A 12,679-nucleotide genomic window follows, 5' to 3' on the forward strand; every position below is an offset into this window, starting at 1 on the left:
TCACGCGGCGCGGCGGAGGCGGTGTCGTCAGGCGACGGCGCCACGGGCGACCAGCTCCCGCGCCAACCGCAGGTAGGCCTGGGCTGCGGCGTGCTCGGGCGCGAACTCCGTGATCGGCATGCCCGACACCGAGGCGTCGGGGAACTTGACCGTGCGGCCGATGACCGTCTCGAGCACATCGTTGCCGAACGCCTCGACCACGCGCTCGAGCACCTCGCGCGAGTGCAGCGTGCGGGGGTCGTACATCGTCGCCAGCACACCGTCGAGCTCGATCGCCGGGTTGAGGCGGTCGCGCACCTTGTCGATCGTCTCGACCAGCAGTGCGACGCCGCGCAGGGCGAAGAACTCGCACTCGAGCGGGATCAGCACGCCGTGCGCCGCGGTCAGCGCGTTGACGGTCAGCAGGCCGAGCGAGGGCTGGCAGTCGATGAGGATGACGTCGTAGTCGGCCGCGACCTTGCGCAGCACGCGCGCCAGGATCGTCTCGCGGGCGACCTCGTTGACGAGGTGCACCTCGGCCGCCGACAGGTCGATGTTGGCCGGCAGGATGTCGAGGCCCTCGACGCGCGTCGCCACGATGACCTCGCGCGGGTCGCGCTTGGTGTCGAGCAGCAGGTCGTAGATGGTCGGCACGTCGTGGGTCTGGATGCCGAGACCCGCCGACAGCGCACCCTGGGGGTCGAAGTCGATGGCGAGCACGCGGCGCCCGTACCCCGCGAGGGCGGCGGCCAGGTTGATGGTGGTGGTCGTCTTACCGACGCCACCCTTCTGGTTGCACAGCGCGATGATGCGCGCCGGACCGTGGCTGTCGAGGGCGGCCGGGGTGGGGAACCCTTGGTAGGGGCGACCGGTGGGTCCGAGGATGACCTCGTCCGCGACCGTCTTCTTGCCCTTCGTGCTCGCCGACACCGAGTCTCCCGCCTTCGTCATAACGCCCCCGAGTCTAACCGCCGCCCGCTCCCCCGCCCGGTGCACGCGCCGGACGCCGGCCCGGTCGGTGCCGAGACCGCTCGGAGGCCGCCGGACGGGCCGCAGGGGGCGGCCGTCGGGCGGGGGGCGTGCCGCCGGACGCGGGCGAAGCCGCCGAAGACGCACGCGATTCACGAGGACGCACGGGATGGGCGTCGAAGCCGTGCGGCCTCGGCAATCGCATGCGGTCTCGACGCCGGTCGGTGCCGGGCGGGCGGGCGCGCGGGCGCGGGTCAGCGGCTGCGACGCATCGCGACGCTGCGGGCCTGCACGGCGAGCGCGAGCACCAGCGTCGCCGCTCCCCAGGCGGCGGCGACCTTCACCAGCACACCGTAGATGAGGTGGGTCGGGGTGTAGCCCGCGTCGAAGCCGCCCGCGACAGCGAGCGCAACGATGGACGCGACGACCAGCGCGGCCGGCAGCGACAGCCACCACGCGACGCGCACGGCATCCGGAAGCACGCGGTCGACGGGCGTCGCCGCGCGCCGCGACCACCACCACAGCCCGAACGCCGCCAGACCCGCCAGCCCGAACACCCCCGAGCCGTACTGCAGCCACTTCACGCCGAGCAGCGGCCCCCACTGCTGCTCCAGCGCGGGGAGCAGCGCCTCGCCCGCCCGTCCCTCGTGCGTGAAGAAGTCCCAGACGACGTGCGTGACGACCCCGATCGTGAGCGAGAGCACGAGCCACAGGATGCCGCGCACTCCCCCGCTCAGCGTCTCGCGGGCGGCGGCGCGAGCCCCGGCATCCCACCCGTCGGGAAGACGATCCGCGACGACGCGGGGTGTCAGCTCCCGCGTCGCGGGACGCAGGACGCACCTCCACACCAGCAGCAGCACGAACGCCATGACCACCGTCACCGGTAGCCACGCGAGATCGTGCGTCACCGCGTACGGGGGCACGATCCCGCGCAGGAACAGCGGAAGGTCGGGCGTCATCGCGCCGATCGCGATGGCCGCCGGCACGAGCGGTGTGCGCACGAACGGCAGCGCGACGACGGCGTGACTGACCGTGAACGGCATGTCAGTCGAGGAACAGGCCGGCGAGCGTCTTCTTGCCGCGCCGCAGCACCGAGACACCGCCCGGGAGCGTCCCCTCGACGACGGCGTCGTCGGAGGTCACCTTCTGGCCGTCGAGCGACACCCCGCCCTGCGCGATCGCGCGGCGGGCCTCGCTGAGGCTGCCCGACAGCTCGGTGGCGGTGAGCGCCTCGACCACGGTCGTGCCCCGGGCGACGGTCGCGTGCGGCAGCTCCTCGAGCGCGGTGCGCAGCACGGCGGCGTCGAGGGCGGTCACATCGCCCTGACCGAACAGGGCCTCGGTGGCGGCGATGACGGCCACGGTCGCCTCGTCGCCGTGCACGGTCGTGACGACCTCGCGGGCGAGACGCTTCTGCGCCGCGCGCCGGAAGGGCTCGGCCTCCACCTGGGCGGCGTACTCCTCGATCTCGGCACGCGTGAGGAACGTGAACACCTTGAGGCGCTCGAGCACGTCGCGGTCGTCGGTGTTGAGCCAGAACTGGTACATCGCCCACGGGCTGCACATCTCGGCATCCAGCCATATGGCGTTGCCCTCGCTCTTGCCGAACTTCGTGCCGTCGCTGTTGGTGATCAGCGGCGTGCCGATCGCGTGCACCGAGGCGCCCTCGGCGCGACGCACCAGGTCGGTGCCGCTGGTGAGGTTTCCCCACTGGTCGCTGCCGCCGGTCTGCAGCACGCAGCCGTAGGCGCGGTACAGCTCGAGGTAGTCGAGCCCCTGCAGGATCTGGTAGCTGAACTCGGTGTAGCTGATGCCCGCCTCGGAGTTCAGGCGCGCGCTCACCGCGTCTTTCTTGAGCATCGTGCCGACGCGGAAGTACTTGCCGATCTCGCGCAGGAAGTCGATGGCGCTCAGCGGCGCCGTCCAGTCGAGGTTGTTGACGATGCGGGCGGCGCTGTCGCCCTCGAAGCTCAGGAAGCGCTCGACCTGCGCCCGCAGGCTGGCGACCCATTCGGCGACGGTCTCGCGCGTGTTGAGCGTGCGCTCGGCCGTGGGGCGCGGGTCGCCCACCAGACCGGTGGAGCCGCCGACGAGGCCCAGCGGGCGGTGACCGGCGAGCTGCAGGCGACGCATCGTGAGCAGCTGCACGAGGTTGCCCAGGTGCAGGCTCGGCGCGGTCGGATCGAAACCGCAGTAGAACACGATCGGGTCTCCGCCGAGCAGTTCGCGCAGCTCGCCCTCGTCGGTCGACACGTGGATCAGCCCCCGATAGACCAGCTCGTCCCAGACGTTGTCGAAGGTCGGGTCGTTGGCGGGGGTGAGGGCGCTCACGGGCGCCGCGTCGATCGGTGCAGACACCGGCCCAGGGTATCAGCGGGGTCGTGGGACTCCGGATGCCGAGACCCCGCCGCCGCCGCGCTCACCCCGCGCTCGTCACCTGCCGCTCGGTCCGCACGCGCGGCCGCACGCCGCCGTCAGCCCGCGTGCACGCCCCACCACACGAGGAACGCCGCCGCCAACGACGTCACCCAGCTCACGAGGCTGCCGATCAGGAAGTACTCCGCGCGGTCTCCCCCGTCGCCGTCGCGCGAGATCTCGGGGAAGCGCACGATGCCCTTCGCGGCGAGCACCGCGGCGATGAGCGTGTACGCCCCGGCGAGCGTCAGCACGAAGACCAGGATGCGCTCCAACGGTCCGATGAGGCGTCCACCCTTGAGCGTCGGCGTCGCCGTCTCGTCGGGGGCGACGCGGCCACCCATCTCGGAGCGGAGCGCGATGCGCACGACCGCGTTGCCGGACTCGAGCAGGAACACCAGGCACCCGACGACCAGCACGATCACGTCGACCGACACGGCGTCGGCCGGTCGGTAGGTGGTCCACATCTCGCCCAGCATGCCGGGGCGGACGCGGCCCGGGGCGATGACCACGCAGGCCGCCGCGGCGAGCGCCAGCAGGGCCACGGGCCAGAGGCCCGCGCGCGCGGGACCGTGCTCGGGCACGACCCACGTCCAGATCGCGGCGACGGCGACGGCGAGCAGGCCTGCGATCACGGCATCCAGTCCCGCCGACACCACGACGAGCGCCACCGCCGCCGCAGCGAAGGCGATCCAGCGGCGGGAACGGATCATCTGGCGCACCAGGTCGACCGACCCGACGGCCAGCAGCAGGAGTCCCGCGGCGATCACGAGCGCGCTCCGCGGGTGAGGGCGGCGAAGCCCTCGACGATCGCGGCGGAGCCGGCGGAGGCCAGGGCCTGCGAGACGGCCGACTGGCTGACGCCCTCGGTCTCGGCCAGTTCGCGCTGCGAGCGACCCAGGCACCGGCCGTAGGTGAGGCGGCGCGTGCGTTCGCTCATCGTCGAGACCAGTTGGTCGCGGCTGAGCGCGTAGGCGTTGGCGAGCGAGATGGTGTCGACCATGGCGGCATCCTCTCCCTCGGCGGCCTCGATCCACGTGCGCGCGAACGGCGCGGCGCGTTGCTGCAGTCGTGCGGTTCTCTCGATCGCGGCACGGGCCGCCCACCAGGCCGGCCCCTCGGGCACGGTGCGTCCGTCGAGCTCGATGGGTCGTACCGCGCCGACACCGAGACCGAAGCGGCAGTCGATCCCGTCGGGGAGTGCCAGACGCACGAGTAGCAGCGACCCCAGCGCGTCGCCGAGTCGGTCGTACTCCCCCTGCAGTTCATCGCCCACGACGGCCTCGAGGGGCTGCCTCGCGACCGGCAGGTCGCGGTCGGCGTCGCCGACGACCCGCGCGATGCGTCGCTGTGCGGCGGCGCGGTCGGCGAGCTGCCTTGAGGCGACGATGTCGGCGATCACGGCGATACTCATGACATAAGCGTATCGCTTATCTTTACGGTTTGATAAGCGAAAAGCTGATACTCAGTCGATGAGTGTGCGAGCGGCGGCCTGCGCGCGCGAGACGAGCTCGTGACGCTGCTCGCTCACGCGTGCGGGCGCCGTTCCCCCCACGCCCGTGCGGCTCGACACCGACCCCTCGATCGAGAGCACCTCGCGCACCGCCGGAGTGAGACGGGGCGAGACCGAGGCCAGCAGAGCGTCATCGGCGTCTTCGAGGCCGATCTCGCGCTCCTCGCAGGCGCGCACGAGCTCCCCCGAGATCTCATGCGCGTCGCGGAAGGCCACGCCCTGACGCACGAGCCACTCGGCCACGTCGGTCGCGAGCGAGAACCCCTGGGGGGCGAGCTCGGCCATGCGCTCGGTGTGGAACCGCAGCGTCGCGATCATGCCCGAGAAGGCCGGCAGCACGAGCTCGAGCGTGCGCACCGAGTCGAACACGGGCTCCTTGTCTTCTTGCAGGTCGCGGTTGTACGCGAGCGGAAGACCCTTGAGAGTGGCCAGCAGGCCCGACAGGTTGCCGATCATGCGGCCGGCCTTGCCGCGCGCGAGTTCGGCGATGTCGGGGTTCTTCTTCTGCGGCATGATGCTCGAGCCCGTCGAGTAGGCGTCGTCGAGCGTGACGAAGCCGAACTCGCGCGTGTTCCACAGGATGACGTCTTCGGACAGGCGCGACAGGTCGACGCCGATCATGGCGGTGATGAACGCGAACTCGGCCACGACGTCGCGCGACGCGGTGCCGTCGAGGGAGTTCTCGGCAGGTCGGGCCAGGCCCAGGTGATCGGCGACCAGCTGCGGGTCGAGGCCCAGGGTCGCCCCGGCGAGCGCCCCGCCGCCGTAGGGCGACACCGATGCGCGCACCGACCAGTCGCGCAGGCGCTCGATGCCGCGCGTGAAGGCCCAGCCGTAGGCCTGCAGGTGGTGGGCCAGCAGCACCGGCTGCGCGTGCTGCAGGTGGGTGCGGCCCGGCATGATCGCGGTGTCGTGCGCCTCGGCCTGGGCGACGAGCGCGTCGATGAGGCGCAGCACCTCGCGGGTGATCGTGCGCGCGTGATCGAGCAGGTACAGCCGCACGAGGGTGGCGATCTGGTCGTTGCGACTGCGGCCGGCGCGGAGCTTGCCCCCGAGCGCGGGCCCCACGGTCTCGATGAGCACGCGTTCGAGGGCGCCGTGCACGTCTTCGTCGCCGGGAGCGGCGATCAGGGTGCCCGCGCGCAGGCGCACGGCCAGGTCGTCGAGACCGGCGTGCATGGCCGCGGCCTCATCAGCGTCGAGGTAGCCCGCCGCCTCGAGGGCGGCGGTGTGCGCGTGCGAGCCCGCGATGTCGTACAGGGCGAGATCCCAGTCGAAGTGCGTGGAACGGCTGAGGGCCGCCAGCTCGGGAGAGGGGCCGCCCGAGAATCGGGCCCCCCACAGGGCGCCCTCGTTCGTCGACTGACCGCTCTCGTGACTCATGCCCCCAGCCTACCGAGGCGTCTCAGCGAACCGCGGCCGGGGTCGTGGCATCCCGGCCCACGACGAAGCGCACCACGGCGTCGATGAGCGCCTCGAGGGGCCCGCGCCCCACCGTCAGCGCCCACGCGGTGCAGCCGACGACCAGGCCGAGGGTCAGCGGCCCGAAGAGGCCCAGGGCGCGGATCCCCCAGAGGTCCGACGTGTCGCCCAGCACCGCGAGAGCGACGAACGCCCACACGACCAGCTGCAGCACGTAGGCCGTGAGCGGCATGGAACCGACGGCGCGGAGCGGGATCGCGAGCCACCGCACCGGCGTCCGGCACAACAGCAGGCACAGCCCGATCGTCGCGATCGCGAAACCGCCCGATCCGATCACCTCCCACAGCCCCGCCGAATGGTCCTCGGCGGTGAGGACGGTGGACAGGTACCGATCGTCGGCGACGGCGGGTTCCGTCACCAGTGCCAGGCCGTAACCCGCGAGCATGAGAGCGCCACCCGACAGCAGCATCAGGGTCTGCTCGGGCAGCAGACGCAGGTCGAGGCGTCCGAGTCCCATGCCCGCCAGCAGGAACGCGATCCATACCGGGAACGGGTAGTTCCAGCCGAGCGCGGCGGAGATCTCTTCGCCGAACCGGCCGCTCCAGAGGGGGGCCGCATCGAGCACGGGTTGGATCCACGGCATGACGAGGGCGACGGCCCCCGCCGTGAGGAACAGCCCGCGAGGACGCATTCCCAGGAACGGCAGCGACAGCGCGAACAGCAGCGCGTACGCGGGAAGGATCACGTACACCGGCACCCCGGTGAACACCAGCAGCATGCCGATCACCCACAGCAGCGCCCCGCGCAGCGCCAACCGCGCGGCCGCGCGAGCGCGCCGGGGTCCTTCGAGCGGACGGGGACCGCCGGTCACCAGCGCGATCGACACGCCCGCCAGCACCGCGAAGAGGATGGACGAGCGCCCGTTGACCACGTCGAGCCACGACGACGGGTCGCGCGCGACGAAGTTCTCGGTGTCGAGCAGGTGCGCGGCCAGCATGCCCAGGACCGCGAGGCCCCGGGCCAGGTCGACACCGACCAGCCGCCCCGGCCCGTCGAAGCGGGTCCAGGTGCGGCCGATCCGCGTGGTCAGCCCTGGCGCAGAAGCCACACCAGCAACGCCTTCTGGGCGTGGAGCCGGTTCTCGGCCTCGTCCCACACCACGCTCTGGCGGCCGTCGATGACCTCGGCGTCGACCTCGTAGCCGCGGTCGGCGGGCAGGCAGTGGATGAAGATCGCCCCCTCGTCGGCGCGCGTCATGAGCTCGCTCGTGACCTTGAAGTCGCCCAGGTCGCGGATGCGCGCGAGCTTCTCTTCTTCTTTGCCCATCGACACCCACGTGTCGGTGACGACGACGTCGGCTCCGGATGCCGCGGCCTCGGGGTCGCTGGTGAGCGTCACCGATCCGCCGGTGGTGGCGGCGATGCGCTCGGCATCGGCGATGACGTCGGCGCGGGGCGCGTAGTCGGCGGGAGCTGCGACACGGACGTGCATTCCGGCCGTGACGCCGGCGAGCACGTACGAGTGGGCCATGTTGCTCTGCCCGTCGCCGAAGAACGACAGCGTCAGCCCCGCGAGCTCGCCCTTGTGCTCACGGATGGTCAGCAGGTCGGCGAGCAGCTGGCACGGGTGGAAGTCGTCGCTCAGCGCGTTGACGACGGGAACGCGCGTGCCGCGCGCCATCTCTTCGAGGCCCGCCTGCGCGTAGGTGCGCCAGACGATCGCCGCGACCTGACGCTCCAGCACGCGGGCGGTGTCGGAGGGGGTCTCCTTGCCGCCGAGCTGGCTGTTGGCCGTCGAGATGATGAGCGGCGAGCCGCCGAGGTCGGCGATGCCCACGGCGAACGACACGCGCGTGCGGGTCGACGACTTGTCGAAGATCACCGCGACGGTCTGGGGGCCGGCGAGCGGCTTCTGCGCCCAGCGGTCCTTCTTCAGCTCGATGGCGAGATCGAGGATCTCGGCCTGTTCGGCCGGGCTCAGGTCGTCGTCGCGCAGCAGGTGGCGGGTCACGCGGGGGCTCCTTCGAGGATGAGGGCGTCGGAAACGGTGGCGAGCGCGGCGCCGAAGAGCGAGAGGAACTCGGCCACTTCGGCATCGCCGATCGTGAGGGGCGGCGCGATGCGGATGGTGTCGTCGTTCGCCGCGTTGATGATGAGCCCGTGCTGCTGGGCCGCGGCGACGACGGCCTTCGCGACGGGGCTGGTGAGACCGATGCCGAGCAGCAGGCCACGCCCGCGGACGCCGGCGACCAGGGGCGAGCCCAGCCCGGCGATGCCCTCGCGCAGCTCGGTCTCGCGACGCGCGGCGTTCTCGACGAGGCCGGACGACTCGATCTCGTGCAGCACGGCGCCGCCGACGGCGGTCCCCAGCGCGTTGCCGCCGAAGGTCGAGCCGTGCGTACCGGGGAAGAACAGGTCGCTGGCCGCCCCGAAGGTGATGAGTGCGCCGATCGGGAAGCCGCCGCCGATGCCCTTGGCCACGGTGATGGCATCCGGAACGATCCCGGAGTGCTGGAAGCCGAACCAGGCACCGGTGCGGCCGGCGCCCGTCTGGATCTCGTCGATGATCAGCAGCGCGCCGTGGCGGGCGGTGATCTCGCGGGCCGCCTGCAGGTAACCCTCGGGCAGCTCGACGACCCCGGCCTCGCCCTGGATGGGCTCGACGAGCAGGGCGGCGACACGGTCGTCGACAGCGCTCTCGAGGGCCTCGATCGTCGCGTCGATGTGCTCGACCCCCGGGACCATGGGCAGGAAGTCGGCCTGCAGCGCGGGCTTGCCGGTGAGCGCGAGGGCACCCATGGTGCGCCCGTGGAAGCCGCCCTTGAGCGTCAGGATGCGGGTGCGTTCGGTGCCGCGACCATGCAGACGCGCGAGCTTGAGCGCCGCCTCGTTCGCCTCGGCACCCGAGTTGCCGAAGTACACCCGGCCCGATTCGCCCGTGCCCGCGAGACGCTTCAGACGCGCGGCGAGCGCGAGCTGCGGCGGCGTGGCGAAGTAGTTCGACACGTGCGCCAGGGTGGATGCCTGGGCGGTCAGCGCCTCGACGAAGGTGGGGTGCGCGTGACCGAGGGCGTTGACGGCGATTCCGGCCAGGAAGTCGAGGTACTTCGTGTCGTCGGCGTCCCAGACGTAGGCCCCCTCGCCGCGCACGAACAGCGCCATGCGGTCGCCGAAGCTACGGACGAGGTCGCGTCCGGCGTCTTCTTGCCAGGTTGCGGTGGTCATGCCACCACCTCCGTTCCGATTCCCTTGCTGGTGAACAGTTCGACGAGCACCGAGTGCGGCACACGACCGTCGATGATGGCCGCGGAGGGCACTCCCCCGTCGACCGCGTCGAGGCAGGCCTGCATCTTGGGGATCATGCCCGATTCCAGACGCGGCACCATCTCGCGCAGCTCGGTCGAGGTCAGGTGCGACACGAGCGAGTCGCGGTTGGGCCAGTCGGCGTAGAGACCGGGCACGTCGGTCAGCACCACGAGCTTCTTGGCGTTCAGCGCCACCGCGAGCGCCGCGGCCGCGGCATCCGCGTTCACGTTCAACGACTCGCCGGGGTGGTCGAGGTCGGGCGCGATGCTCGAGACGATGGGCACGCGGCCCGCGGCGAGGTGATCGAGCACCGGCTGCGGGTCGACCGTGACGACGTCGCCCACGCGGCCCAGGTCGTGCTCGACGCCGTCGACGACCACACCGCGACGACGACCGCCGAACAGGCCGGCATCTTCACCGCTCAGTCCCGTGGCCAGCGGACCGTGGGCGTTGACCTTCGCGACGAGCTGCGGGTTGATCTGTCCCGTGAGCACCATGCGCACGACGCCGATGGCCTCGGTGGAGGTCACGCGGTAGCCGCCGCGGAACTCGCTCGGAATGTCGAGGCGGTCGAGCATCGACGAGATCTGAGGTCCGCCACCGTGCACGACGACCGGCTTCACCCCGACGTAACGCAGGTAGGCGATGTCGGCCGCGAAAGCGTCCTGCAGCTCGTCGCTGACCATCGCGTTTCCGCCGTACTTCACCACCACGACCTGGTCGCGGTACTTGCGCACCCACGGCAGCGACTCGACGAGCGTGACCGCCCGGTCACTGGCCTGGGCGGGATCGGTGTCTTGAAGGTCGATGTGTGTCATGAGGAGTAGGCGCTGTTCTCGTGGACGTAGTCGTGCGTCAGGTCGTTGGTGCGGATCGTGGCCTCGGCCGAGCCGGCACGGAGGTCGACGACGAGGTCGAGCGCGCGCGGAGTGAGGTCGACGTCTTCGCGGGGGCGGTCGGGGCCGCCCGCCGTGCACACGCGCACGCCGTTCATCCACACGTCGACGTCGTACGGGTCGAACCGGGCCGAGGTCGTGCCGATCGCCGCGAGGACCCGCCCCCAGTTGGGATCGTTGCCGAACACGGCAGCCTTGAACAGGTTGTTGCGCGCGATCGAGCGGCCCACCTCGACGGCCTCGTCCTCGGAGGCGGCCTGGGTCACCCGAATCGTGATGTCGTGACTCGCCCCCTCGGCGTCGCCCTGCAGCTGCGCGGCGAGGTCGTCGCACACCGCGGCCAGCGCCGTGGCGAACTGCCCGGCGGGCACCCGGATGCCACTGGCTCCGCTGGCGAGCAGCGTCACCTGGTCGTTGGTCGACATGCAGCCGTCGGAATCCAGGCGGTCGAAGCTGACGCGCGTGGCCGCCCGCAGGGCCGCGTCGGCTTCGGCGGCGTCGAGCACGACGTCGGTGGTGACGACGACGAGCATGGTGGCGAGGCCCGGAGCCAGCATGCCGGCGCCCTTCGCCATCGCGCCGATGCTCCATCCGTCACCGACGTGCACGGCGCGCTTGGGGCGGGAGTCGGTGGTCATGATCGCCAGCGACGCGTCTTCTCCCCCGTCGGTCGAGAGAGCGGCGATACCCGTGTCGACACCGGCGAGCACCTTGGCGCGGAAGACCTCGTCGCCCGTGCCGATCAGACCGGTCGAGCAGACCACCACGTCTCCGGCGCCGACACCCAGCAGCTCGGCGGCACGCTCGGCGGTCTGGTGCGTCGTCTGGAACCCGAATGCGCCCGTGAAGCAGTTCGCCCCGCCCGAGTTGAGCACGACGGCCTCGATGACACCGTCCTTCACGACCTGCTCCGACCAGAGGATCGGATTGGCCTTGGCGCGGTTCGACGTGAAGACGGCCGCACCGACCTTGAGAGGGCCGCGGTTCACGACGACGGCGACATCGCGCGCACCGGTCGACTTCAGGCCCACGGCGACTCCGGCCGCCTCGAATCCTGCGGGGACGGTCACGCTCACGGGGCGACTCCGTTCAAGGGAAGGGCGGTGGTCTCGGCGAGGCCCAGCGCGATGTTCATGGATTGCACGGCGGCACCGGCGGTGCCCTTGACGAGGTTGTCGACGGCGGCGACCACGACCACGCGCTTCGCCGCGCGGTCGATGGCGAGACCGAGCGAGGCGACATTGGCGCCGAGCACGTCGGCGGTGCGCGGGAACACACCCTCGGGAAGCAACTCGACGAAGGGCTCGTCGGCGTAGGCCTGCTCCCACGCGGCGCGGATCTCGGCATCCGAGACCCCCTCACGGATCGGGGCCGACGACGTCGCGAGGATCCCGCGCGCCATGGGAACCAGGACGGGGGTGAACGAGATGCGGATGCCAGCGGCGGGCGTCCCCGCGGCGGCCAGCGCCTGGCGGATCTCGGGGATGTGACGATGTGTGCCGCCGACGGCATATGGGTTGGCGGTCCCGAGGATCTCGCTCGCGAGGAGGTTCGTCTTGGCCGACTTTCCTGCCCCGCTCGGGCCCACCGCGAGCACCGAGACGATGTCGCCGGGCTCGATGACCCCCGCCGCGATCCCCGGCGCGAGCGAGAGGGCGACGGTCGAGGCATTGCATCCCGGTGCGGCGATACGTGCGGCGCCCCGCAGCAGCTCACGCTGCTTGCGGCCCCCGACGGGCAGCTCGGGGACACCGTAGGCCCACGGCTCGGGGTGCGCTCCGCCATAGAACTCCGCCCAGTCGTCCGGCGAGGTCAGGCGGTGGTCGGCACCCGCGTCGATGACGAGCGGGGTGTCGGCAAGCGCGTCGGTGTACTGCGCGGACTGGCCGTGCGGGAGGGCGAGGAAGACGACGTCGTGACCGGCGAGCACCTCGGGTGTCGTCGGCTTCAGTTCGAGATGCGCGAGGGAGCGCAGGTGCGGCTGATGGGCGACGAGGGGCTGGCCGGCACTGGAGTGCGCCGTGACCGTTCGCACCTGGACGTCGGGATGATCGGCCAGCAGACGGAGGATCTCGCCGCCCGCGTAGCCGGAAGCGCCGGAAACGGCGACCGAGAGGGTCATGTGTCCACCTTAGGAGTCGGGGCTGGTGCTGAACTCAGCGATAACCGGGGCGGCGACG

General features: G+C 71.5%; 12 protein-coding genes. All 12 read right to left on the reverse strand.

From position 1 onward, the window contains the following. Nucleotides 1–27: 27 nt before the first annotated feature. Entirely contained in the window at nt 28–930 is a 903-nt protein-coding gene (locus IFU40_RS09305; protein WP_082509317.1) for a ParA family protein, read from the reverse strand. A gap of 272 nt (nt 931–1,202) precedes the next feature. Further along, nucleotides 1,203–1,991: a DUF4184 family protein gene (locus tag IFU40_RS09310; RefSeq protein ID WP_191926149.1), complete on the reverse strand. Its 789-nt coding sequence runs from the start codon at nt 1,989–1,991 to the stop codon at nt 1,203–1,205. 1 nt (nt 1,992) lies between these two features. Then, a complete protein-coding gene (gene tyrS / locus IFU40_RS09315) occupies nt 1,993–3,306 on the reverse strand; it encodes a tyrosine--tRNA ligase (RefSeq protein WP_191926150.1) in 1,314 nt (437 codons plus the stop codon). Between the two features lie 116 nt (nt 3,307–3,422). Beyond that, nucleotides 3,423–4,133, reverse strand: coding sequence for a hypothetical protein (locus IFU40_RS09320; RefSeq protein ID WP_191915366.1), 711 nt, complete (start codon nt 4,131–4,133; stop codon nt 3,423–3,425). Then, nucleotides 4,130–4,777 carry a SatD family protein gene (locus IFU40_RS09325; protein ID WP_191926151.1) on the reverse strand — a complete coding sequence of 216 codons (648 nt, stop codon included), beginning with the start codon at nt 4,775–4,777 and terminating at the stop codon, nt 4,130–4,132. Before IFU40_RS09325 ends, IFU40_RS09320 begins: the two co-directional genes overlap by 4 nt. A 51-nt stretch (nt 4,778–4,828) precedes the next feature. Beyond that, nucleotides 4,829–6,259 carry an argininosuccinate lyase gene (gene argH, locus IFU40_RS09330; protein ID WP_191926152.1) on the reverse strand — a complete coding sequence of 477 codons (1,431 nt, stop codon included), beginning with the start codon at nt 6,257–6,259 and terminating at the stop codon, nt 4,829–4,831. 22 nt (nt 6,260–6,281) lie between these two features. Next, nucleotides 6,282–7,406: a heparan-alpha-glucosaminide N-acetyltransferase domain-containing protein gene (locus IFU40_RS09335; RefSeq protein WP_191926153.1), complete on the reverse strand. Its 1,125-nt coding sequence runs from the start codon at nt 7,404–7,406 to the stop codon at nt 6,282–6,284. Then, nucleotides 7,385–8,308, reverse strand: coding sequence for an ornithine carbamoyltransferase (argF, locus tag IFU40_RS09340; RefSeq protein WP_055835270.1), 924 nt, complete (start codon nt 8,306–8,308; stop codon nt 7,385–7,387). Before argF ends, IFU40_RS09335 begins: the two co-directional genes overlap by 22 nt. Further along, nucleotides 8,305–9,522, reverse strand: coding sequence for an acetylornithine transaminase (locus IFU40_RS09345; protein WP_055835267.1), 1,218 nt, complete (start codon nt 9,520–9,522; stop codon nt 8,305–8,307). Before IFU40_RS09345 ends, argF begins: the two co-directional genes overlap by 4 nt. Further along, nucleotides 9,519–10,421: an acetylglutamate kinase gene (argB, locus tag IFU40_RS09350; protein WP_191926154.1), complete on the reverse strand. Its 903-nt coding sequence runs from the start codon at nt 10,419–10,421 to the stop codon at nt 9,519–9,521. The genes IFU40_RS09345 and argB overlap by 4 nt, the downstream gene beginning before the upstream one ends. Then, the gene (gene argJ / locus IFU40_RS09355; RefSeq protein WP_191926155.1) at nt 10,418–11,575 is read right to left on the reverse strand and encodes a bifunctional glutamate N-acetyltransferase/amino-acid acetyltransferase ArgJ; all 1,158 of its coding nucleotides are present in this window, start codon (nt 11,573–11,575) and stop codon (nt 10,418–10,420) included. The genes argB and argJ overlap by 4 nt, the downstream gene beginning before the upstream one ends. After that, nucleotides 11,572–12,621, reverse strand: a complete 1,050-nt coding sequence (gene argC, locus IFU40_RS09360; protein WP_191926156.1) for an N-acetyl-gamma-glutamyl-phosphate reductase — start codon at nt 12,619–12,621, stop codon at nt 11,572–11,574. The genes argJ and argC overlap by 4 nt, the downstream gene beginning before the upstream one ends. Between the last annotated feature and the right edge of the window lie 58 nt (nt 12,622–12,679).

The sequence above is a fragment of the Microbacterium sp. CFBP 13617 genome (assembly GCF_014839445.1).
GTDB lineage: Bacteria > Actinomycetota > Actinomycetes > Actinomycetales > Microbacteriaceae > Microbacterium.

Bases quoted from the DNA above. Each gene is read 5' to 3' on its own strand.
- IFU40_RS09305 (WP_082509317.1), bottom strand. From the start codon at position 930: ATGACGAAGGCGGGAGACTCGGTGTCGGCGAGCACGAAGGGCAAGAAG.
- IFU40_RS09310 (WP_191926149.1), bottom strand. From the start codon at position 1,991: ATGCCGTTCACGGTCAGTCACGCCGTCGTCGCGCTGCCGTTCGTGCGC.
- IFU40_RS09325 (WP_191926151.1), bottom strand. From the start codon at position 4,777: ATGAGTATCGCCGTGATCGCCGACATCGTCGCCTCAAGGCAGCTCGCC.
- argH (WP_191926152.1), bottom strand. From the start codon at position 6,259: ATGAGTCACGAGAGCGGTCAGTCGACGAACGAGGGCGCCCTGTGGGGG.
- IFU40_RS09345 (WP_055835267.1), bottom strand. From the start codon at position 9,522: ATGACCACCGCAACCTGGCAAGAAGACGCCGGACGCGACCTCGTCCGT.
- argB (WP_191926154.1), bottom strand. From the start codon at position 10,421: ATGACACACATCGACCTTCAAGACACCGATCCCGCCCAGGCCAGTGAC.
- argC (WP_191926156.1), bottom strand. From the start codon at position 12,621: ATGACCCTCTCGGTCGCCGTTTCCGGCGCTTCCGGCTACGCGGGCGGC.